This is a genomic window from [Rhizobium] kunmingense (assembly GCF_977018605.1).
In genome coordinates this window covers 339,480-360,338 of record NZ_CDRNXG010000001.1, presented here as the reverse complement: position 1 = coordinate 360,338, position 20,859 = coordinate 339,480, and the positions used below count along the sequence as shown (strand labels likewise).

The 20,859-nt window shown below is 61.7% G+C and carries 24 protein-coding genes and 1 pseudogene; 11 read left to right on the top strand and 14 right to left on the bottom strand.

Translation table 11 applies throughout. The features are described 5' to 3' along the window. Positions 1-123 precede the first annotated feature (123 nt). Positions 124-993, bottom strand: a complete 870-nt coding sequence (locus AC0JZ4_RS01930) for a L,D-transpeptidase (protein ID WP_471884778.1) — start codon at positions 991-993, stop codon at positions 124-126. 213 nt (positions 994-1,206) lie between these two features. Here AC0JZ4_RS01930 and AC0JZ4_RS01925 point away from each other — a divergent pair, with 213 nt between their 5' ends. Further along, a complete protein-coding gene (locus tag AC0JZ4_RS01925) occupies positions 1,207-1,848 on the top strand; it encodes a DNA-3-methyladenine glycosylase I (protein WP_471884777.1) in 642 nt (213 codons plus the stop codon). Between the two features lie 16 nt (positions 1,849-1,864). Here AC0JZ4_RS01925 and AC0JZ4_RS01920 read toward each other — a convergent pair whose 3' ends face one another. The 6 genes from AC0JZ4_RS01920 to relB all read right to left on the bottom strand — a co-directional run bounded on the left by AC0JZ4_RS01920 (position 1,865) and on the right by relB (position 4,915). Beyond that, on the bottom strand, positions 1,865-2,569 hold the full coding sequence (locus tag AC0JZ4_RS01920; RefSeq protein WP_471884776.1) for an HAD family hydrolase: 705 nt from the start codon (positions 2,567-2,569) through the stop codon (positions 1,865-1,867). Positions 2,570-2,810: 241 nt separating this feature from the next. Further along, positions 2,811-3,188, bottom strand: a complete 378-nt coding sequence (gene copM / locus AC0JZ4_RS01915; protein WP_471884775.1) for a CopM family metallochaperone — start codon at positions 3,186-3,188, stop codon at positions 2,811-2,813. Between the two features lie 54 nt (positions 3,189-3,242). Further along, on the bottom strand, positions 3,243-3,629 hold the full coding sequence (locus AC0JZ4_RS01910; protein WP_471884774.1) for a hypothetical protein: 387 nt from the start codon (positions 3,627-3,629) through the stop codon (positions 3,243-3,245). A 100-nt stretch (positions 3,630-3,729) separates the two neighbouring features. Further along, positions 3,730-4,491, bottom strand: coding sequence for a hypothetical protein (locus tag AC0JZ4_RS01905; protein ID WP_471884773.1), 762 nt, complete (start codon positions 4,489-4,491; stop codon positions 3,730-3,732). Positions 4,492-4,494: 3 nt separating this feature from the next. Further along, complete coding sequence (locus AC0JZ4_RS01900; protein ID WP_471884772.1) at positions 4,495-4,704, bottom strand: type II toxin-antitoxin system RelE family toxin; 210 nt, start codon at positions 4,702-4,704, stop codon at positions 4,495-4,497. Beyond that, entirely contained in the window at positions 4,688-4,915 is a 228-nt protein-coding gene (gene relB / locus AC0JZ4_RS01895) for a type II toxin-antitoxin system RelB family antitoxin (protein ID WP_471884771.1), read from the bottom strand. The genes AC0JZ4_RS01900 and relB overlap by 17 nt, the downstream gene beginning before the upstream one ends. Before the next feature lie 147 nt (positions 4,916-5,062). Between relB and hisS the strand changes: the two genes are divergently transcribed. From hisS to AC0JZ4_RS01875, 4 genes are read left to right on the top strand one after another with little or no spacing between them, the layout of a single operon-like run. Then, complete coding sequence (hisS, locus tag AC0JZ4_RS01890; protein WP_471884770.1) at positions 5,063-6,595, top strand: histidine--tRNA ligase; 1,533 nt, start codon at positions 5,063-5,065, stop codon at positions 6,593-6,595. A 4-nt stretch (positions 6,596-6,599) separates the two neighbouring features. Next, positions 6,600-7,709, top strand: coding sequence for an ATP phosphoribosyltransferase regulatory subunit (locus AC0JZ4_RS01885; RefSeq protein ID WP_471884769.1), 1,110 nt, complete (start codon positions 6,600-6,602; stop codon positions 7,707-7,709). Then, positions 7,709-8,407, top strand: a complete 699-nt coding sequence (gene hisG, locus AC0JZ4_RS01880) for an ATP phosphoribosyltransferase (protein ID WP_471884768.1) — start codon at positions 7,709-7,711, stop codon at positions 8,405-8,407. Before AC0JZ4_RS01885 ends, hisG begins: the two co-directional genes overlap by 1 nt. 31 nt (positions 8,408-8,438) lie before the next feature. Further along, positions 8,439-9,047, top strand: a complete 609-nt coding sequence (locus AC0JZ4_RS01875; protein WP_471884767.1) for a class I SAM-dependent DNA methyltransferase — start codon at positions 8,439-8,441, stop codon at positions 9,045-9,047. A 73-nt stretch (positions 9,048-9,120) separates the two neighbouring features. On the opposite strand, the gene AC0JZ4_RS01870 is transcribed toward AC0JZ4_RS01875, so the two are convergent. Beyond that, positions 9,121-9,567, bottom strand: coding sequence for a DoxX family protein (locus AC0JZ4_RS01870; RefSeq protein ID WP_471884766.1), 447 nt, complete (start codon positions 9,565-9,567; stop codon positions 9,121-9,123). A 462-nt stretch (positions 9,568-10,029) separates the two neighbouring features. On the opposite strand from AC0JZ4_RS01870, the gene AC0JZ4_RS01865 reads away from it, so the two are divergent. Beyond that, entirely contained in the window at positions 10,030-10,344 is a 315-nt protein-coding gene (locus AC0JZ4_RS01865; protein ID WP_471884765.1) for a hypothetical protein, read from the top strand. Between the two features lie 78 nt (positions 10,345-10,422). Here the strand turns inward: AC0JZ4_RS01865 and AC0JZ4_RS01860 are convergent, their stop codons facing one another. Beyond that, positions 10,423-12,390, bottom strand: coding sequence for a methyl-accepting chemotaxis protein (locus AC0JZ4_RS01860; RefSeq protein WP_471884764.1), 1,968 nt, complete (start codon positions 12,388-12,390; stop codon positions 10,423-10,425). Positions 12,391-12,548: 158 nt separating this feature from the next. Between AC0JZ4_RS01860 and AC0JZ4_RS01855 the strand changes: the two are divergent. Continuing rightward, a pseudogene (locus tag AC0JZ4_RS01855) lies at positions 12,549-12,644 on the top strand (carboxymuconolactone decarboxylase family protein); the annotation flags it as partial. A 200-nt stretch (positions 12,645-12,844) separates the two neighbouring features. Here AC0JZ4_RS01855 and groL read toward each other — a convergent pair. Together groL and groES are read right to left on the bottom strand one after the other, a co-directional pair. After that, a complete protein-coding gene (groL, locus tag AC0JZ4_RS01850; protein ID WP_471884763.1) occupies positions 12,845-14,488 on the bottom strand; it encodes a chaperonin GroEL in 1,644 nt (547 codons plus the stop codon). A gap of 56 nt (positions 14,489-14,544) precedes the next feature. Continuing rightward, complete coding sequence (gene groES, locus AC0JZ4_RS01845; protein ID WP_471884762.1) at positions 14,545-14,841, bottom strand: co-chaperone GroES; 297 nt, start codon at positions 14,839-14,841, stop codon at positions 14,545-14,547. 352 nt (positions 14,842-15,193) lie between these two features. Between groES and chrA the strand changes: the two genes are divergently transcribed. Continuing rightward, positions 15,194-16,522 (top strand): chromate efflux transporter, encoded by a 1,329-nt coding sequence (gene chrA, locus AC0JZ4_RS01840; protein ID WP_471884761.1) that lies wholly within the window; start codon positions 15,194-15,196, stop codon positions 16,520-16,522. Here chrA and AC0JZ4_RS01835 read toward each other — a convergent pair. Further along, positions 16,519-17,640 carry an acyltransferase family protein gene (locus AC0JZ4_RS01835; protein WP_471884760.1) on the bottom strand — a complete coding sequence of 374 codons (1,122 nt, stop codon included), beginning with the start codon at positions 17,638-17,640 and terminating at the stop codon, positions 16,519-16,521. The genes chrA and AC0JZ4_RS01835 overlap by 4 nt on opposite strands. Before the next feature lie 196 nt (positions 17,641-17,836). On the opposite strand from AC0JZ4_RS01835, the gene AC0JZ4_RS01830 reads away from it, so the two are divergent. The 3 genes from AC0JZ4_RS01830 to AC0JZ4_RS01820 are packed head-to-tail and all read left to right on the top strand — an operon-like array spanning position 17,837 to position 19,971. Continuing rightward, entirely contained in the window at positions 17,837-18,685 is an 849-nt protein-coding gene (locus tag AC0JZ4_RS01830; RefSeq protein WP_471884759.1) for a TIGR01459 family HAD-type hydrolase, read from the top strand. A gap of 37 nt (positions 18,686-18,722) precedes the next feature. Continuing rightward, a complete protein-coding gene (locus tag AC0JZ4_RS01825; protein WP_471884758.1) occupies positions 18,723-19,727 on the top strand; it encodes a bifunctional riboflavin kinase/FAD synthetase in 1,005 nt (334 codons plus the stop codon). A gap of 4 nt (positions 19,728-19,731) precedes the next feature. Next, the gene (locus AC0JZ4_RS01820; protein ID WP_471884757.1) at positions 19,732-19,971 is read left to right on the top strand and encodes a BrnA antitoxin family protein; all 240 of its coding nucleotides are present in this window, start codon (positions 19,732-19,734) and stop codon (positions 19,969-19,971) included. A gap of 21 nt (positions 19,972-19,992) precedes the next feature. On the opposite strand, the gene AC0JZ4_RS01815 is transcribed toward AC0JZ4_RS01820, so the two are convergent. Together AC0JZ4_RS01815 and AC0JZ4_RS01810 are read right to left on the bottom strand one after the other, a co-directional pair. After that, on the bottom strand, positions 19,993-20,277 hold the full coding sequence (locus tag AC0JZ4_RS01815; protein ID WP_471887753.1) for a type II toxin-antitoxin system RelE/ParE family toxin: 285 nt from the start codon (positions 20,275-20,277) through the stop codon (positions 19,993-19,995). A gap of 4 nt (positions 20,278-20,281) precedes the next feature. Next, positions 20,282-20,827 carry a hypothetical protein gene (locus AC0JZ4_RS01810; protein ID WP_471884756.1) on the bottom strand — a complete coding sequence of 182 codons (546 nt, stop codon included), beginning with the start codon at positions 20,825-20,827 and terminating at the stop codon, positions 20,282-20,284. Positions 20,828-20,859 lie beyond the last annotated feature (32 nt).

The window sequence follows — 20,859 nt, the reverse complement described above, 5'->3', positions numbered from 1 at the left end:
GCTGAGGCAAAATGTCCCGCTAGAGGCGTAAGGGCAAGGCAAGCCCGGTCGATTGTGACCTGCCGGACCGTCACAAATGGGCCGGATCGTTGCGATCCGGCCACAGGTGGCGGTGGTCTGCGATTACATCACGATGACGCGGGCGCCGACCGGCACGCGGCCGTAGAGGTCGGTCACGTCCTCGTTGCGCATGCGGATGCAGCCGGAAGACACGGCGCTGCCGATCGTCCAGGGCGCATTGGTGCCGTGGATGCGGTAGAGCGTCGAGCCGAGATAGAGCGCGCGGGCGCCGAGCGGATTTTCCGGTCCGCCATCCATGCGCGCCGGCAGGTAATGGCCCTTGGCCGCCTCGCGGGCGATCATTTCCTTCGGCGGTACCCAGTTCGGCCATTCCGCCTTGCGCGTCACCTTGTGTTCGCCGGCCCATTCGAAGCCCGGCTTGCCGACGCCGACGCCGTAACGCATCGCCTGTCCACCATCCTGAACCAGATAGAGGAAGCGGTTGTTGGTATCGATCACCACCGTGCCCGACGGATACTGCGTATCATAGGCGACGGTCTGCGGCAGGAACTGCGGCTCGAGCTGGCTTTTGACGACACGGTTCGGCCGCACGGCCGCCTGCTGCACCTGGGTGTTGTCGCCGAATATGCCGCGGCGCACCACCGGCGCTCGGGCCGGCTGCTGCGCCTGAACCGGACGGGCGGCACCCGGCCGGCTTGGCGCCGAGGGGTAATAGTTGCGCTGGCCCGTCACCACCTGCGGGCGCATCTGCCGGACGGGCTGCTGTTGCTGGCGAACCTGTTGGCCTGCCTGCGATCTGGCCTGTCCTCGGGCCTCGCCGCGCTGCGGCTGGGCGCCGAGCTGCATCAGCCACGGAGCCGCCAGGTCGGGGCTCACTTTCACCGGTGGCCGTTCGCGATAACGGTCATTGGCCAGGGCCGATGTCGAAAAAAGCGCGGCAAGGCCAAGCGCCAGAAGAAGTTTCGCCTTCATGATCGGATCCACTCGTTACAATCACCGAAAGGCCCCCTATAAACCGGGCCCGTTGCAGCGGATGGTGAATGCAAGCTCAAAGCGAATGGTAAACGGGTGGCGGCTTTCGGGCGCTAAATCCGATATAGCTTTTGGCAGGGTTACCCGCCGGTGTTCAAACATGGTTGCGCGATGCTGAACCTGGCGCAAGTGCCGTTAACGATTGGAAAAGCGATGGTCTGGGAGAAGGAAATGGCGGGCATCATCATCGGTGAGGATGGCAAGGGACGCTGCTTCTGGCATGGCGGGCTGGAGGATTACCGCCGCTACCACGACGAGGAATGGGGGCGTCCGGTGACGGACGATTTCCGTCTGTTCGAGAAGATCTGCCTCGAAGGCTTTCAGTCCGGCCTGTCATGGCTGACGATCCTGCGCAAGCGCGAGAATTTTCGCGCAGCCTTTGCCGGATTTGATTTCAATCAGGTGGCGGAGTTCGGCGAGGAGGATATCGAGCGGCTGGTGAAGGATGCCGGCATCATCCGCCACCGCGGCAAGATCGTCTCGACCATCAACAATGCCCGCCGCGCCATCGAATTGAAGGCCGAGTTCGGCTCGCTTGCCAGATTCTTCTGGAGCTTCGAACCCGGTGCCGAGACGCGGCCAGCCGTCATGGACCTCGATACGCTGCGCGCCAACCCGACCACGCCGGTGTCCGTCACACTGTCGAAGACCTTGAAGAAACGCGGCTGGAGTTTTGTCGGCCCGACCACCGTCTATGCCTTCATGCAGGCAATGGGCATGGTCAACGACCATCTCGACGGCTGCTTCTGCCAGGCGGAGGTGGCCGAGGCGCGGTTGAATTTCAGGCGGCCGTGAACTCGCAAGGACCGCTTCACGCGGCCATGATCCTGTCGAGCACGCCCGAAAGCTCGCCCAGATGCTCGATCTGGCGAAACCGCGGGGCATCCTCCGGGGCATCGACATGTTCCAGAACCCATGTCAGCGCGTGGGGTATGAACACGCCGTAGGCCCCGGCGGCAATCGCCGGCACGATGTCGGATTTCAGCGAATTGCCGATCATCATTGCCCGTTCCGGCCCGTCGGCCAGCTTGTGAAAGATGCGCCGATAGGTCGTTGCGTTCTTTTCCGAGACGATTTCCACCGCGTCGAAATAATCGCCAAGGCCGGATTGCGCCAGCTTGCGCTCCTGGTCGAACAGGTCGCCCTTGGTGATCAGCACCAGCAGATAATGTCCGTTCAGCGCTTCGAGCGTCTCCTCCACATGCGGCATGCATTCGACGGGGTGACGCAGCAGGTCGCGGCCGATCTCGAGGATCTTGCCGATCGTTTTCGCCGGCACCTTGCCCTCGGTGATCTCGACAGCTGTCTCGATCATCGACAGGGTGAAGCCCTTGATGCCGAAGCCGTAATATTCGAGGTTGCGCTTCTCGGCCTCCAGCAGCCGTGCGGAAACATCCGCCCCCTCGGCGAAATCGCCGAGCAGGTTTTGAAAATGCTCCTCCGTCAGCCGGTAATAGTGCTCGTTCTGCCAGAGCGTATCGTCGGCATCGAAGCCGATGGCGGTAATCGCGCGCATGTCCTCAGATCTCCGTCATTAGATATGGAGGAGGATGCGGAGGTGGGCAAGCGGCACGAGCGGCAAAGCTTGGGTGACGCTGAATGCGGTATGGTCGAGTATGGCTGAAGGGGAGCGGCGTACCCCTTCGCCCCGCTTGCGGGGAGAAGGGCAGGAGCGAAGCGAGAGGATGAGGGCCCCTTATCCTTCTGTCGGCACCTTCTCCCCGTCAGGACGGGGAGAAGGGCGGGTGTCGCTATCCTTACAGCCCCTTGGCCTTCAGCCACGCCTGCATGTCGGCGATCTCCGCCTCCTGCGCAGTGATCACATCCTCGGCGAGCTTGCGCATTTGCGCATCCTTGCCGTGTTCGAGCTCGACCTTCGCCATGTCGATCGCACCCTGGTGATGGGCGATCATGCCGCGGACGAAATCGACATCGGCATCGCCGGAAAACGCGATCGCCATGCCTTCGTGCATCTTCGTATTGGCAGCCTTGTAGGCCGTGGTCGATGCATTGTCGTTGCCCGCGGTCGAATGCATGGCGGAATGGTCGTGGCCCTTCATTTCCTGGGCGAAGGCGAGCGGTGTGGCGCAGGCGAAGGCGATCGCGGCAGCCGTGATGATCGTGGTCCTGGACATGAGGTATCCTTCCGTGTCCTTGAAAATCGGGTCGTGTGTTAGCGCGAAGAGATCTCAGGCGCGGGGCGGCGGCACCGGCGGCCGGGTCTTGCCAAGCACAAGCGCCGGACCGTCCTGCGGCTCCGGCTGCGGGTGGATGAACCGGCCGGGATCGCCAAAGGCGATCTCCGGCAGAAGCACCAGACAGGCTGCGCAGAAAGGCGCAACGCAGCCCTTGCCGCTGCCATGTGGACAGGGCTGTTGTCCGTCATGATGCATGGTTTGGTCGGATGACGCGACATGCGCATCCAATGCCTTCGTCGTGTGATGCTGCGCGTGTTGCGGTGCTTCACCCACGGATAAGGAAGCCTCTGCCATCGGGATGGCAGGCCGGGCCATGGCCGGCATCGCTCCGTAAAGCAGCCAGGCGGCAAACATCATCATGGCGGCGAGTTGCTTCATGGTGGGAAAAATATGCGCCTACGGGGCGAAATCAACTGGGGCAGGGATCACGTCATGCTGATCGGCGTGTTGCGTCATGGCGTCGTGTTGCCCGTGCTGCTCACGCCGGTCGTGCCGCAATCACCCGGTGCACCGCCTGCCGGTCGCGCCCCAGTTCGCCATAGGGCGCCACCACCCAGTCCCAATTCGCCGAGGCCCTGGGCGCAGGCACGCCGCACAGAAGATCGGCGTCTTCCAGCACCGCACCGCCGCGATCCGTCACCCGGTAGCTGATATCGGTCAGCAGCGCCGTGCGGCAGGGCAGGGCGGACAGGCCGTCGAGATGCGCCCTGACCAGCGTGGCGACGGTCGCGTCCGCTTTGCCGGATCGGTCAAGCTCAAGCTGCCGGCGGGCGCCGACGCCGATCTGCGACAGGATGTTGGCCGAAACGACGAGATCGACATAGGGCACCTGCCGCAGAAATGAGAGCGGCTCCGCAACGCCTCCCGCCAGCACATCGGAAAGTCCCGAAAGATCGCGGGAGATCAGCCGCAGATTGGATAGCCGCCTTGCCCCGATCCAGCATCTGACGCCGGCCAGATGCACGAGATCAACCAGCACGACCGTATCGAAGGCACGCGCCAGATCGAGGATCGGTACATCGCGCAACAGGCCGGAGCCGAGCACGACCGCCGTGCGCCGCTGCCGCATGCCGGCTATCGTCTCGCGGATATGGCTCTTGCACATCTCCTCATGCGGACGCCAGGCGGAGGCGCAGCGATTGGCGCGCGACCAGAGATTGACCGAGGAGCGGATGAACGGCCGGAACTCGGCGGCCGTGACGGGCCGGGTGGCAGCAAACTGGAGAGCTTCGAGGATCATGGATTAACGGTAAACCTGCCGGCGATGATCGCCAACCTTGTATCGCCAATAGCCGCCGAGCGCATGGCCTTTGAGTGCAGCACCGAGTTCGCGAGGATTTTCGTGTGCTGCAAGGCGCTCATGGAGAAATTGGCGGATGCGCTTGCGGGTGACGGGATCGAGTTTTCTGGCCTGCTTCTGTGCATGCGTGGAATATTCAATCGTCCAAACCACGCCAGAACTCCTCGGAGCCGATTACTTTGTCCTCACCGTTGCGAATCCGCTCCATCGCCGCTTCCGCCAGCGCGATGTCGTGCAGGTCCTCCAGATGCTGCTCGATCACTCCAAGCATATAGGCATCCGGTGCCGCGCCCTTTTCGGCGGCATATTCCTCGACGAGTTTCAGCATCTCATCCGGCATTTCGATCGTGACGCGCTTGTTCATGGCGATGATCCCTAAAGGTGGAGTGATATATACCATCCGCTCCGACACTTCGCCAGCCGCCGCCCTTGCCGCTCAAGGCTTCATCCTCTAAGAAACCGCTCGTATTTCGGCCTTTCCAACAGGCCACAAAGCAATGGATATCCGATCATGAGCGACAAACAGAAGAAGCCCCAGAAACTCAAGGCCCGCCTGCCGCGCGGTTTTGTCGACCGCTCGGCTGCCGATATCCATGCGACCAACGAGATGACGGCAAAGATCCGCGAGGTCTACGAGCGTTACGGTTTCGATCCGGTCGAAACGCCGCTGTTCGAATATACCGATGCGCTCGGCAAATTCCTGCCTGACAGCGACCGCCCCAACGAAGGCGTTTTCTCCCTGCAGGATGACGACGACCAGTGGATGTCGCTGCGTTACGACCTCACCGCGCCGCTCGCCCGCCATGTGGCGGAAAATTTCAACGAGATCCAGCTGCCGTTCCGCACCTACCGCGCCGGTTATGTGTTCCGCAATGAAAAGCCCGGTCCGGGCCGTTTCCGCCAGTTCATGCAGTTCGATGCCGATACCGTCGGCGCACCGGGCGTGCAGGCCGATGCCGAAATGTGCATGATGATGGCCGACACGATGGAAGCGCTCGGCATCAAGCGCGGCGACTATGTGATCCGGGTGAACAACCGCAAGGTTCTCGACGGCGTCATGGAGGCGATCGGCCTCGGCGGCGACGACAAGGCCGGCCAGCGCCTGAACGTGCTGCGCGCCATCGACAAGCTCGACAAGTTCGGCCCGGAAGGTGTGAAGCTGCTGCTCGGCGAAGGCCGCAAGGATGAGAGCGGAGACTTCACCAAGGGCGCGGGGCTGGATGCCGGGCAGATCGAAAAGGTCCTGTTCTTCGTCGGCATCAAGGATTACGCAGAAAGCGCCGCGCAACTGGCTGAACTCGTTGCCGGCACGGCAAACGGCGGCGAAGGCGTCAACGAACTGAACACCATCGGTGCATTGGCAACCAGCGCCGGTTACGGTCCTGATCGCATCAAGATCGATCCCTCCGTCGTGCGCGGCCTCGAATATTACACTGGCCCCGTCTTCGAAGCCGAATTGACCTTCGACGTCACCAATGAAAAGGGCGAGAAGGTCGTCTTTGGCTCCGTCGGCGGCGGTGGTCGTTATGATGGTCTGGTGTCGCGTTTCATGGGGCAGCCGGTCCCGGCCACCGGCTTTTCCATCGGCGTCTCGCGCCTGATGACGGCGCTGAAGAACCTCGGCAAGCTAGGTCAGGACGAAGTTGTCGCCCCCGTTCTCGTCACCGTCATGGATGGCGATGTCGAGAGCATGGGCCGCTACCAGCGCTTCACGCAGGCGCTTCGTGCCGAAGGCATCCGCGCCGAAATGTATCAGGGCAACTGGAAGAAGTTCGGCAACCAGCTGAAATATGCCGACCGTCGCGGCTGCCCCATTGCCATCATTCAGGGTGGTGACGAGCGCGAAACCGGCGTCGTGCAGATCAAGGACCTGATCGAGGGCAAGCGCTTGTCCGGCGAGATCGAGGATAACGCCTCGTGGCGTGAAGCCCGCGTGGCGCAGGAAACTATTGCCGAGGCCGATCTGGTTGCCAAGGTGAAGGAAATCCTCGCAGTTCAGGCGGATGATCGCAGGCGGATCAAGTTTTTGGAAGAACGGGGCTGATGCCATGCCTCTGATCAACATGCCCGAATTCTCGGGCCGTCTGCTCGATGAGTTTGCCGCACGCGGCACCGCACGCATCGATACGCCGGTCATCCAGCCGGCCGCGCCGTTCCTCGACATGGCGGGCGAAGATCTGCGCCGGCGTATCTTCCTCACCGAGAGCGAGACCGGCGAAAGCCTCTGCCTGCGGCCGGAATTCACCATTCCCGTCTGCCTTCGCCATATCGCCAACGCCACCGGCACCCCGCGCCGCTACTGCTATCTCGGCGAGGTATTTCGTCAGCGCCGTGAAGGCGACAACGAGTTCTATCAGGCCGGCATCGAGGATCTCGGCGAGATCGCGACGGCTGCCGCCGATGCGCGCGCCGTCAACGATGCGATGCAGATCCTCGAAAACCTCATCCCCGGCCGCAGGCTCACCGTCACGCTCGGCGACCAGGCGGTGTTCGAGGCCGTCGTCAAGGCGCTCGGCCTGCCGGCCGGCTGGCAGAAGCGGCTGATCCAGTCGTTCGGCAACAATGCGCATCTGCGCCAGCTGCTGATGACGCTGGCCAGCCCGCAAGCCGTTTCCGGCCTGCCGCCCGAACTGGCAGCCCTGCTGAACCAGGACGATGCGGCACTGATCGCCCATATCGATGAGACGATGCAGGCAACCGGCTATTCCACCAATGCCAGCCGCTCGCCGCGCGAAATCGCGACACGGCTGAAGGAAAAGCAGGCGCTCGCGGAAACCCGGCTCGATGGCTCGGCTCTTGTTCTCCTGACGGAATTCCTGTCGCTGGAACTGCCGCTGTCGCAGGCGCCGGCAGCGCTTGCCGGCTTTGCGGATGCGGCCGGCCTGTCCATGGGCCTGGCGCTCGCCACATTCGAAGCGCGGGCTGAGGCCATGGCCGATCTCGGCGTCGATCTCGACAAGGTCACCTACCGCGCCGCCTTCGGCCGGCCGCTGGATTACTATACCGGCCTCGTCTTCGAGGTCAGCCGCGACAATGCCGTTCTGGCCGGCGGCGGCCGCTTCGACCGGCTGATGACGCTGCTCGGCGCAAGTGAGGATATTCCGGCCGTGGGCTTTTCGCTCTGGCTCGACCGGATCGAACAGGCGAGGGCGCGCTGATGTCCATCATGACCATTGCTCTGCCCTCCAAGGGCCGCATGAAGGAAGATGCCTCGGCGATCTTCGAACGCGCCGGCCTTCCGATCGTCGCCGTCGGCAACGAACGCTCCTATCGCGGCAAGGTCGAAGGCCATGACGATATCGAGATCGCGTTCCTGTCGGCCTCCGAGATCGCCCGCGAGATCGGTGCCGGGACCGTGGATTTCGGCGTCACCGGCGAGGATCTGATCCGCGAAGGCCTCGCCGATTGCGACCGCAAGGTCGAGATTTCCGCCCGTCTCGGCTTCGGCCATGCCGATGTCGTCGTCGCCGTTCCGGAAATCTGGCTCGATGTCGATACGATGGCGGACCTTGGCGATGTCGCTGCCGATTTCCGCTCGCGCCACGGCCGCAGGCTGCAGATCGCGACCAAATACTGGCGCCTGACGCAGCAGCATTTTTCCGGAAGCCACGGCATCCAGCTCTACCGCATCGTCGAAAGCCTCGGCGCAACGGAAGGCGCGCCGGCTGCCGGACAGGCGGATATCATCGTCGACATCACCTCGACCGGCTCGACCTTGAAGGCCAATCACCTGAAGATCCTTTCGGATGGCGTGATCCTGAAGTCGGAAGCCTGCCTCGTGCGTGCGCGCAAAGGCGAACACGATCGTGATCCGCGCATTGGCCGGATCGTCGAGGCCGTGCGCAAGGCACTCTGATGGGCCGCTTGGAATGGCAGGCGAGACTGTAATGGCAGGCGAGGACGCCAATATCATCGGGCTCTACGAGCGCAATGCGGTCGCTTTCGACAAGGTGCGTGGCCGCACCCTGTTCGAGAGGCCGTGGCTGGAGCATTTCGCCCGCATCATCAATCCGCGCGGCCATGTTCTGGACCTCGGCTGCGGCGGTGCCGAGCCGATGGCAGCGCACCTGATCGACCGCGGCTTCCACCTCACGGGCGTCGATACATCGAAGACGCTTGTCGGGTTGGCCCGCGAGCGCTTTCCCGGCATGGCCTGGTACGAGGCCGACATGCGCAAGTTCTATGTGCCGACCAAGTTCGACGGCATCATCGCCTGGCACAGTTTCTTCCATCTGAATGCCGATGACCAGCGGGCGATGTTCCCCCGCTTCGGTGCCATGGCGGGGCCCGGAGCCGCGCTGATGTTCACTTCGGGGCATTACGAAGGTGTGGCGATGGGCAATTTCGGCGGTGAACCGCTTTTCCATGCCAGCCTGTCGCGGGAGGAATATCAGGCGCTTCTGACGAAGAACGGTTTTGCCGTCGTCGCCCAGATTTCCCAAGACCCCGCCTGCGGCGGTGCCACCGTCTGGTTGGCGAAGAATATCCGCCGCTGATCATGCGATAATCGAGACATTAAAAAGCCGCCGGACCTGCGTCCGGCGGCTTTTCCGTTCATGGGCTTTGCGTTCAGGCTGCGACGGCAACCGCGCCGCGGCGGGCGTCGAGCGAGTAGGCGCCGGGGCCAAAGGTGGCGAGCAGGATATAGGCGCCGGCCAGGGTGAAGTTCTTCATCAGCATGATGCCGTTGAGTGCGTTGATCCAGCCGAGCGCCGGGTCAGGCCAGCCGGGAACGGCAACCGTGCCGGAATGGAAGACCGCGCCGGTGAAGATGCAGAACAGCGCCAGCGCCCAGCCGACGATCTTGGTCTGGAAGCCGACGAGGACGGCAAGACCGGTGACGAATTCGAACAGGCCGGCGAGATAGGCAAGAGCGGTCGCGGCCGGCAGGCCGGCGCCGGTGATCATGCCGGCAGTACCGGACGGATCGGTAAGCTTGCCGAAGCCGGAATAGATGAAGATGAAGGACAACAGGATCCGTGCAACGAGGATCACGGTGTTCTGGGTGCTAGACATGGTATTCTCCAGATGACGATGCCGGCAGGCCCCTTCGGCTGCGGCGGCGATCGATGAATTCTCTGGAACCTATGTGCCACTTTCCTATTTGGCCGGAAAGATGAACGATTGGAGACACTTCGTCTTCGATTGGTGAACAATTGCGTGTGGCACCTTATCGGTTCACCGATCAGCATGGCCTGAAAAATGCGCAGAACGTCGCTGGCTGTCATCAGCATATTTTACGCCGTGCTCCGCGGGAAAAGTCAATGAATTTTAGTTTAAGTATAAGAAATAACGTGATATTTTCCAATTTCAGTTACTCCCGTAAGTCTCGCGGGCGCCAAAATGTGAGCCGTTTCGTGACGCTTTGTTGCGCTTTGTGAATGAACCTTTCAGGGGGCGTTCACCGTTATCCCGGCAAGTTCGCAAACGTACGAAACGGTACATCACGCGAGTTCGACTTTGATTGAGGAGAATGACATGAAGAAGATCATTATCAGCGCCCTGGCCCTCGTGATCGCCTCCGCCGTTCCGAGCCTTGCTCAGACATGGCGCGGTGATGCTCGCGAGGATCGTCAGAACCACCGCATCTACAAGGGTGCCGTTCGTGGCGAACTGACCCCGCGCGAAATGCGCCAGCTCGACCGTCAGCAGCACCGTATCGACCGCGCCCAGTCGCGTGCGGCGCGCGATGGCTACGTGACGCGCCGCGAGCGTCAGAAGATCGAGAACATGCAGGATCGCGCCTCGCGCAACATCTATCGCAAGACCCATAACGGTCGTTACGTCTACTGACGGTCTGCGAACGCGAGAAGCTAATTAAAAAAGGGGCGGTCCGACCGCCCCTTTTCGCATCGATGGCTGCGGAAAGTTTCAGAATTCTTCCCAGCTGGCTTCCTGTGCGCTCGGTGCCAGTCCCAGCCCGGCGGCAAGCTTGCCGGCGAGTGAACGGGCGGGCGAGGGGGCCGGTGCGTAGGTCTGCTGACGCGCAGCGGATGCAGGCGTCACGGCGCGAATGGCAGGCGTCGCCTGAGCCGCGGCAGCGAAGCCGCGGCCAAGCTCGAAGCGCGATACCAGCGTGCGCAGCCGCACCGCTTCTCCGGCAAGCGTGGCACTGGCGCTGTTTGCCTCTTCCACCATCGCGGCATTCTGCTGCGTCACCTGATCCATCTGGTTGACGGCGACATTGACCTGCGACATCCCGACCGACTGTTCCTTCGACGAAATGGCGATCGCATCGAGCTGGGTGTTGATCGCCGCCACATGGTTGCGAATACCCTGAAGCGCGGTGCCTGTGGCGCTGACCAGCGACACACCGGTCTTCACCTCTTCGGCCGAATTGCGGATCAGGTCCTTGATCTCCTTCGCCGCCTGTGCGGATCGCTGGGCCAGTTCCCGCACTTCCTGCGCAACAACCGCAAAGCCCTTGCCTGCCTCGCCGGCGCGTGCCGCCTCGACGCCGGCATTGAGCGCCAGAAGGTTGGTCTGGAAGGCGATCTCGTCGATCACGCCGATGATGCTGGAGATCTGTTCCGACGATTGCTCGATCTTCTGCATCGCGCTTACCGCCTTGGCGACGACTTCACCCGATTGCAGCGCCGACTGGTTTGCCTCCACCGCCATGCCGCGCGCCTCATCCGTTCGGATCGACGAGTTGGCGACATTCGAGGTGATCTCGTCGAGCGCCGCGGCTGTTTCTTCCAGCGATGCGGCCTGCTGTTCGGTGCGCCTGGAAAGATCGCCGGCGCTCTGGCTCAGCTCGCGCGAACCGCTGTCGATCGCGCCGGTGGCTTCCGACACCTCGCGCATCGTCTCGCGCAGCTTCACCACCGCGGAGTTGAAATCGGCGCGCAGCCCCTCGAAATCGGGGCTGAACGGCCGGTCTAGCTCGAAGCCCAGATTGCCGCCCGACAGTTCCTTCAGGCCTTCGGCGAGCCCCTGTGTTGCCTGCGCCATGTTGTCGGCGCGAATACGATCAGCCTCGGCAGTGCGGCGGCGATCCGCCTCCTGGGCACTACGGCCGTCCTCCGCCTGCTGTTCCAGTTCACGGCCGCGCAGGCCGTTGTCCTTGAACACCTGCACGGCACCGGCCATCTGGCCGATCTCGTCGCGGCGTTCCACGCCGTCGATCGCCACCGAAAGATCGCCGCCGGCAAGCGTGATCATCGTCTGCTGCAGCGTCTTGATCGGTTTGACCAGCCAGCTGCGGATGACAACGAAGCCGATGGACAGCACGACGACGAGGCCGACGAGAACGCCGCCGAGCGTCGTCAGCGCCGTGTTGTTCGCGGCTGTGCCGAGGTCTTCCGCCCTGCCCGACACGCCGTCGATGATCGTGTCGGTAATGGCTGTGGAGCTTTCGGCGAAAGCGGCGAATTGCGGATGGCAATCGGCAAGGAAGAGGGATTGCGAGGCTGCGATCTCGGCATCGCTGCCGGCCGCCTCACGAAGCCTGATCGCCGGGGCGCAGGCCTGATGAAGGAGCGCCAGACCGGATGTCTTCAGTGTCTGGAGGTCCTTATTGTCGGGCAGTATCCCGATCGCCGCATCCATGCGCTCGGTAAAGCCCACCTCCGCATGCTGCAGTTCTGTCTTCGCCATGGCGATGCCATCCGGCGTGCGCGATATCAGCAGATCCCCTATCGCTGCGCGTGCCATCTGGATAGAGCGGTTGGCCCTGGCGATGGAAAGCGAAGCCATGCTCTCCTTGTGCAGGAGATCGCTGTAGGAACCACTGATCTGGTAGATGCGCGAGCTGCTGTAGCCCGCGATGGCGATGGCGAAAATGCCGAACAGCGCCATGATGGCCATGAACTTGCCGACGATCGAGATATGCTTCATCGAATTGCCCCTTGTGCAGAGAATGCATTGGGAGCGAGGGTAGATACAGGTAATTATGATTGAGTATCGGTTAAGCTATTATTTTGCATCTATCTAAAATAGTACTCTCGTGGGTTGTGAATTCACCCGATAGTAACTGTTGTTTCCAAACCATCTGAATGCAGATGGCGATCTATGCCGGTTTTCCCGCAGCACTCGACGGACTGTTCTCAGCACGGGATGTGTTTGACGGCCGCGATGTTTCGCCGGGATGAAGGTTATCCCGGCATGCAAACAGAAAGGGCGGCCTTGCGACCGCCCTTTCCTCAATCCTGAACCGGATGGCTCAGATGCAAGACCCGATGGGTCTTACATCATGTCCATGCCGCCACTTCAGCGCGCTTGACGCGCTGAAGCACCTAAAGTGTATGGGCGGCTTTCACGGACAGTGCTGCAATCAGACCTTATGGTCTGATCACATCATGTCCATTCCGCCCATTCCGCCCATGCCGCCAGGCATGCCGCCGCCAGCCGATTCCTTCTTCGGAAGTTCGGCAATCATGGCTTCGGTGGTGATCAGCAGCGAAGCAACCGAAGCTGCGTTCTGCAGAGCCGTGCGAACAACCTTGACCGGGTCGACGATGCCCATGGCGATCATGTCGCCATATTCAGACGTCTGGGCGTTGTAACCGAAGTTGTCTTCGTTCTTCTCGAGGATCTTGCCGACCACGATCGAAGCTTCGTCACCGGCGTTTTCTGCGATCTGGCGAACCAGCGACTGCAGAGCGCGGCGAACGATGTTGACGCCAGCTTCCTGGTCGTCGTTCTCGCCCTTGACGGTGATCTTGGAAGCAGAACGGAGCAGGGCTACGCCGCCGCCCGGTACGATGCCTTCCTGAACAGCAGCGCGCGTCGCGTTCAGAGCGTCGTCGATGCGGTCCTTGCGTTCCTTGACTTCGATTTCGGTCGAGCCGCCAACGCGGATGACGGCAACGCCACCAGCGAGCTTGGCAAGACGTTCCTGCAGCTTTTCGCGGTCGTAGTCCGAAGTGGTTTCTTCGATCTGCGCCTTGATCTGGGCTACGCGGCCTTCGATGTCAGCCTTCTGGCCAGCGCCGTCGACGATCGTCGTGTTTTCCTTGGAGATCGAAACCTTCTTGGAACGGCCGAGCATGTCGAGGGTGACGTTTTCGAGCTTGATGCCGAGGTCTTCGGAAATGACGGTGCCGCCCGTGAGGATGGCGATGTCTTCCAGCATGGCCTTGCGGCGATCGCCGAAGCCCGGAGCCTTGACGGCAGCAATCTTCAGGCCGCCACGCAGCTTGTTGACGACGAGCGTTGCAAGAGCTTCGCCTTCGACGTCTTCAGCGATGATGACGAGCGGCTTGCCGGTCTGAACGACGGCTTCCAGAACCGGAAGCATCGCCTGCAGGTTCGACAGCTTCTTCTCGTGAAGGAGAATGTAAGCGTCGTCGAGATCGGCGATCATCTTTTCCGGGTTGGTCACGAAGTAGGGCGACAGGTAGCCGCGGTCGAACTGCATGCCTTCGACGACTTCGAGTTCGGTTTCAGCGGTCTTGGCTTCTTCGACGGTGATGACACCTTCGTTGCCGACCTTCTGCATGGCTTCGGCAATGTCTGCACCAACCTGCTTGTCGCCGTTTGCGGAGATCGTGCCGACCTGGGCAACTTCAGCCGAGGTGGAGATCTTCTTGGCCTTCGCCTGCAGGTCCTTGACGACTTCTGCAACGGCGAGATCGACGCCGCGCTTCAGGTCCATCGGGTTCATGCCGGCAGCAACGGCCTTTGCACCTTCGCGAACGATCGCGCGGGCCAGAACGGTTGCAGTCGTGGTGCCGTCGCCGGCGATGTCGTTGGTCTTCGAAGCAACTTCGCGGACCATCTGGGCGCCCATGTTTTCGAACTTGTCTTCAAGTTCGATTTCCTTGGCGACCGATACACCGTCCTTGGTGATGCGCGGAGCGCCGAAGGACTTGTCGATAACAACGTTACGACCCTTCGGGCCGAGCGTTACCTGAACTGCGTCAGCGAGGATGTCGACGCCGCGCAGCATCTTTTCGCGCGCAGAGCGGCCGAATTTTACTTCTTTAGCTGCCATGTTGGGAACTCCTGAAAAGGGGTGTCAGCAAATTACGATGAAAGAGAAACCGGCAATCAGCCGATAACGCCCATGATGTCGGATTCCTTCATGATCAGAAGGTCTTCGCCATTGAGCTTGACTTCGGTGCCCGACCACTTGCCGAACAGGACGCGGTCGCCGACCTTGACGTCGAGTGCAACGAGTGCGCCCTTGTCGTCGCGTGCGCCCGGACCGACGGCGATGATTTCGCCTTCAGCCGGCTTTTCCTTGGCGGTGTCCGGAATGATGATGCCGCCCTTGGTCTTTTCTTCAGACTCGACGCGCTTTACGACAACGCGATCGTGCAGGGGGCGGAAAGTTGTGCTTGCCATTGTCTAATCCCTCGATCAAATGACATGGACAGGTCTGGATAGACCTGAGGAGCTCGCTTAGCACTCGTCGATTGAGAGTGCTAACGGAGCCCGAGATAAGGGTGGCCATGGGGGGAGTCAAGAACGAGCCCGAAATTTTCGTTGCCGCTCTGCAGCATGAAGCCCGACATGATTAACAACGGCGGTCGCGGCAGGTTAACGCACGGGCGGGTGATGACTGCCCGGTGAGTTTGACCTCAGCAAGGCAGCGGCCGACGGTCTCCGTCATACAGTCTTTACATGACATTTTTAAAGAGGCGCATGCCTGCATGGGGTGCTGGCCTGCATAGGGTGCTGGAGGGTGGGAGAACGCATGGCAGTGGTCGGTGAGACGGATAGACAGGCTGACGCACATCCGACGCTCGCCGAGCTGATCGCCGTCTTCGCCCGCATCGGCTGCCTGAGCTTCGGCGGCCCGGCAGCCCAGATCGCCATGATGCACCGCGCCGTGGTGGAGGAGAAGCGCTGGCTTTCCGAGGAGCGTTTTCTCCATGCCCTGAACTATTGCATGCTTCTGCCCGGTCCCGAGGCGCAGCAGCTCGCCACCTATATCGGCTGGCTGACCCATGGCACCCGCGGCGGCATCATTTCCGGTCTGCTCTTTGTCCTGCCCGGCCTTTTCGTCATCACGGCGCTTTCCGCCGCCTATGCGCTCTGGCAGGAAACGACATGGCTCGCCGGCCTGTTCTTCGGGCTGAAGGCTGCGGTTCTGGCGATCGTCGTCGAGGCGGTGATCCGGCTGTCGAAGAAGACGCTGAAAAGCGGTTTCCTCTGTCTCGTCGCGGCCACGGCCTTCGTGGCGCTGTTTGTTTTTTCCGTACCGTTCCCGCTCGTGGTTCTGACCGCTGCCATTGCCGGCTTCATCAACGCACGGCGGGTAGGCGTCACGGCGTCCCTTGCCGATCTCGGCGACCTACCGGCAAGGCCGCCTGCGGCAAGAGCGATTGCCACATTCATCGGCTGGATCTTCGTCTGGCAATCGCCGTTGCTGGTCCTCTGGCTCTTTTCCGCCCCTCAAGGCCTGGCAAGCCTTTTCTCCTTTTTCTCGAAAATGGCGCTGGTAACCTTCGGCGGCGCCTATGCGGTACTGGCTTACGTGGCCCAGGTCGGCGTCGAGCAATATGGCTGGCTGAAGCCCGGCGAAATGCTGGATGGCCTGGCGCTGGCGGAAACGACGCCGGGACCGCTGGTCCTCGTCCTCTCCTTCGTCGGCTTTCTCACCGGTTTCAGGGAGGCCTTCGGCGTGCTTGGCGGCATCGCCGGCGCGCTGCTCGTCGCCTGGGCGACCTTCGTGCCGAGCTTCATCTTCATCTTTGCCGGCGCACCCTATATCGAGCGGCTGCGCGGCAACCGCATGCTGTCCGGTGCTCTGTCGGCGATCACGGCGGCAGTTGTCGGCGTCATTCTCAACCTCGCCATCTGGTTCGGCCTGCATGTCGTCTTCCGCGAGGTGCAGACAGCCGAACTCGCCCCTGCTATCGGCCTCGCCGTGCCGGCGCCGGTCATCGCCAGCCTTGATCCCGTTGCCGCCATCCTGTTCGCGGGCTCGGCCTTTCTGCTGTTCGTTGCCAAGGCCGGCATGGTGCCTGTGCTTGCGGCAAGCGCTATTGCCGGCCTCGTGGTTCGGCTCGTCCTCGGCTAGCGGCGTGCCATGGCGCCGGCATGGCCGTGCCCGACATGCCGGTTCTGCGCCAGCTTGTGGGTCTTCGAGGCGTAGAAGGCCTGTTCGACATATTTCTGCGACAGCATGGCGAGCGGAATGGCGGTGGCGAATGTCAGCGCCGACAGCAGCCCGAAATAGACCGGCTGGCTGAACCCCTGGCCGTTCAGCAGATACATCCAGCAATAAAGCGGCACCATGTGCAGCAGGTAGAGCGAATAGGAGATGGTGCCGAGAAAGGTCATCGCCGGCTTTTCGAGGAAGCGCGTCACCGGATCCTTCTTCTGCCGCTGGTCGCGGATCATCACGGCAAAGCCAAAGACGAAGATCCAGCCGCCGATGGCAAGATCCACTGCACCGATAAGCACGGCGGCGGCAATGACGGTGACCGGGTTGAGAAACCGGCGATCCTGCCACCGGCGTTTCCAGAGATAATAGCTGGCCATGCCGGCTACGAAATAGGGCGCGTAATAGACCAGGAACGAGCCGTTCGGATAATAGCGCAGCTTCCACATCACCGCGAGGCTGCCGACAACGAACAGCACCCGCAGCCAGCGTAGCGGCTGGTGCAGGAAGAAGAACACGAACGGCGCGATCAGATAGAACTGGAACTCGGTGGACACATTCCAGCCCTGGCCGAGAAACGCATAGGAACCGAATTTCAGCCAGTCCTCGGGGACCAGCCCGTGAGTGAGCGTCGCATGACTGATCAGGTGCCACGGCCAATTGAGGAAACTCTCGTCGAGGATCACCAGCCGGCCAGCATTGCGCACGCTCCCGAAATCGGCGTGAGCCACCGCCTGATAGGCGATGTTCGCCGTCAGGATCGACAGCACGAAGGCGAGCATGAAGGCCGGATAGATGCGCAGCACCCGGCGTTTCAGATAGGTTTTGTAATCCTCATGCGATGCGGACATCATCATGAAGATCACGAAGCCGCTCATGATGCAGAAGATCTGCACCCGGATTTTTTCATTGAAAAGTGCCTGGAAAGGTCCAAAGCCTTCCGGTTCGATACCGGATGCGGGAAGCAGGTGTACGGCGACAACCCAGACGGCGAGCAGGCCGCGAAGCCCCTCAAGCTGGTCGATCCTTTTCATCGCTCGGCTCCTCGTTCGAGTAAGCCAGCCCCGCGTCAATTAAACATTTCGCACCTGCGATCACAACATGGTGCGTTGCAGAAATGTGAAGTTTTGCCGTCGCGAACCTGCCAACTGTCGCTTTAACCGGCCATGCTCTTGTAATCCCGCCAATGGTTTGCGATGTGACCGGAGACAGTGTGACAAGGGGCCTGAAATGGTAAATCGCATCCGGAATTTGAACGAAGTGATCGGCGGCTATGATGTCGTCCTCTCCGATGTCTGGGGTGTGGTCCATAACGGTGTCGCCGCGTTTCCGCAGTCCTGCGAGGCGCTGGCCGGCGCCCGTGCGGCCGGTGCGACCGTCGTGCTCATCACCAATTCGCCGCGTCGATCGGTCGATGTCATCAACCAGATGCGCGCCCTCAACGTCTCCGACGACACCTATGACCGCATCGTCACCTCCGGCGATGTGACGCGGAAGCTGATTGCCGAAGGTCCTAGGAAAGTCTTTCTGCTCGGCCCCGAGCGCGACATGAACCTGCTCGACGGTCTCGATGTCGAGGTCGTTTCGGCCGATGAGGCGGATGCGATCGTCTGCACCGGTTTCTTCGATGATGAGAAGGAAGTGCCGGAAGATTATACCGACATGTTGAAGGCCTGGGTTGCCCGCGACCTGCCGTTCATCTGCGCCAACCCGGATCTCGTCGTCGAACGTGGCCACAAGATGATCCCCTGCGCCGGTGCCGTTGCCGCCTATTACGAGCAACTCGGCGGCAAGGGCCGTGTTGCCGGCAAGCCGCATGCGCCGATCTACGAGGCGTCGCTGGCCGCCGCCCGCGAAGTGCGCGGCGATTTCGACAAGGCCAGGGTTCTGGCGATCGGTGACGGCATGCCGACCGACGTGCGCGGCGCGCTTTCGCAAGGTCTCGACCTGCTCTATATCTCCGGCGGTATCCATGTCGCGGAATACACGGTGAACGGCGAGACGGACGAGGCGATCCTGAAGGCTTGGCTGGAGGCGGAAAACGCGGCGCCGAAATTCTGGATGCCGAGACTGGCCTGAACCGCTGCATCCTATCGCCTGAACGGACCTGACCGGAATGACCGTATTCCACCGCAATGAAAAGAAAGAGCCGCTGCCGTCCGAATTGAAGGGCGGCGTGGTGGCGATCGGCAATTTCGACGGCGTCCATCGTGGCCACAGCAGCGTGCTCGAGCGCGCCCTGAAAATTGCCGAGGAGCGCGGCGTGCCGGCGCTGGTCCTGACCTTCGAGCCGCATCCGCGTACCGTCTTCAAGCCGCAGGAGCCGGTCTTCCGGCTGACGCCCGCGCCGCTCAAGGCGCGCGTCCTTGAGGCGATGGGGTTTCGCTCGGTGATCGAGTATCCGTTCGACCGCGATTTCGCCACGCGCTCGGCGGAGGATTTCATCCAGACCATCCTGGTCGACTGGCTGGGCGCGAGCGCCGTCGTCACCGGCTTCGATTTTCATTTCGGCAAGGGCCGCGAAGGCGGCCCGGCCTTCCTGATGGCGTCGGGCGAACGCCACGGCTTTTCCGTCTCGCTGGTCGACGCCTTCCGTGATGAAAATGCCGAGGTGATTTCCTCGAGCCGCATCCGCGAGCGTCTCGCCGAAGGCGACGTCGCCCAGGCGGCCGGCCTCCTCGGCTATCGCTATACCGTGGAAGCGGAAGTGATCGACGGCGAAAAGCTCGGTCGCCAGCTGGGCTTCCCGACCGCCAACATGCGGCTGGCCCCCGAGGCGGAGCTTAAGCCCGGCATCTACGCGGTGCGTTTCCGCCGCGCCGACGGCACGCTTTACGACGGTGTGGCGAGCTACGGCCGCCGCCCGACCGTGACCGATAACGGCCTGCCCCTGCTGGAAACCTACCTTTTCGATTTTTCCGGATCGCTCTATGGTGAGGTCTGCGCCGTCTCCTTCTTCGGTCATCTGCGCGACGAACTGAAATTCGACGGGCTGGAGCCGCTGGTGGCGCAGATCAGGCGCGATGAGGAAGAGGCGAGGGCGCTCCTCTCCGGCGTGACGCCGATCGGTCGGCTGGACGCCAGGATCGCTTTCGCAACAGATGGCAACAACGAAGGATAGTCCCTTGGCAACCACCCCACGCCGCCCGGCAAACCCGATGGACGCAGCCGAAGCCCTGTTCAAGCCGGCGAAGAAGGCGGCCGCACCGGCCGTGGAAAAGCGCGCCCTGCCGGACGTCAAGGAACAGGTGACGATCAAGCTCGACAGCGCCGTGATCGAGTATTTTCAGGAAGACGGCCCCGGCTGGCAGGACCGCATCAACGATGCGCTGCGCGCGGTGATGGCGGAAAATCCGAAGGGGTGATGGGACGGGCGGCCTTTGGGCCTATTGCGTCGCCGGCGGCCATTGCCGCGCCGTGTGAATGATCATCAGGATCGAAATGACTTGATCGTCGACCTGATAGACGATGCGGTAGTTTTCATGCGGAATGATCTCGCGCGTGCCGGCGATCGCGCCGCGCCTACCCAGCAACGGAAAATGTAACAGCCGCGAAATGGCTTCCGTAAATAGCTCGTCCATCCAGATGGCGGCGCTTGGATTCTGGGATTCTATATAGCCAAATATCTGCGCACGATCCCTTTCCGCTGCGGGCGCCCAGCGTATTTGCATCGCGTCAGCGCATCTTTGCAGCGGCGGATGCACGCATGGCCGCGAATTTCTCTTCGACCACCTCTTGCGGAATGCCATTTCCGCCTGCCAGTTCGCGTCTGGCGATCGCTGCCTTCTCCTGCATGAAGGCCAGATAGTCGGGGGCCGTTTTCTGCTGCACGATAAAATCCTGCATCATGTCCTGAAGGATTTGTGTCGGTGACTGTTCTGAGGCTTCCGCTGCCGCAACGAAATCGTCGCGGAGCTGCTCCTCGAGCGTCAGCGTAAAGATTGCCTGCCTGCCCATCTGCGTCACCTCTTTTCGGGAAAGATATACATTGTATCGATATCCGCCAAGGCGCTGCACATACAACACCGAAATCCCCCTTCCTTTCCGCCTCAAAACGCCGTAATAACCGCGACCATGACAGATTTCCGGTCGGCCCAGGTCTCGAAGAAGATCATTGTCGCGATGATCATACGAATTATCGGCCCGGCTTTCCGCGCTGCTTGATTTGAGCTGCGGGAAGGTCCGGGATTTTGGCGCCTGACGAAACCGCGCCACCGCCACCGAATTTTCAATCCGCATTGCGCCCCTGAGCG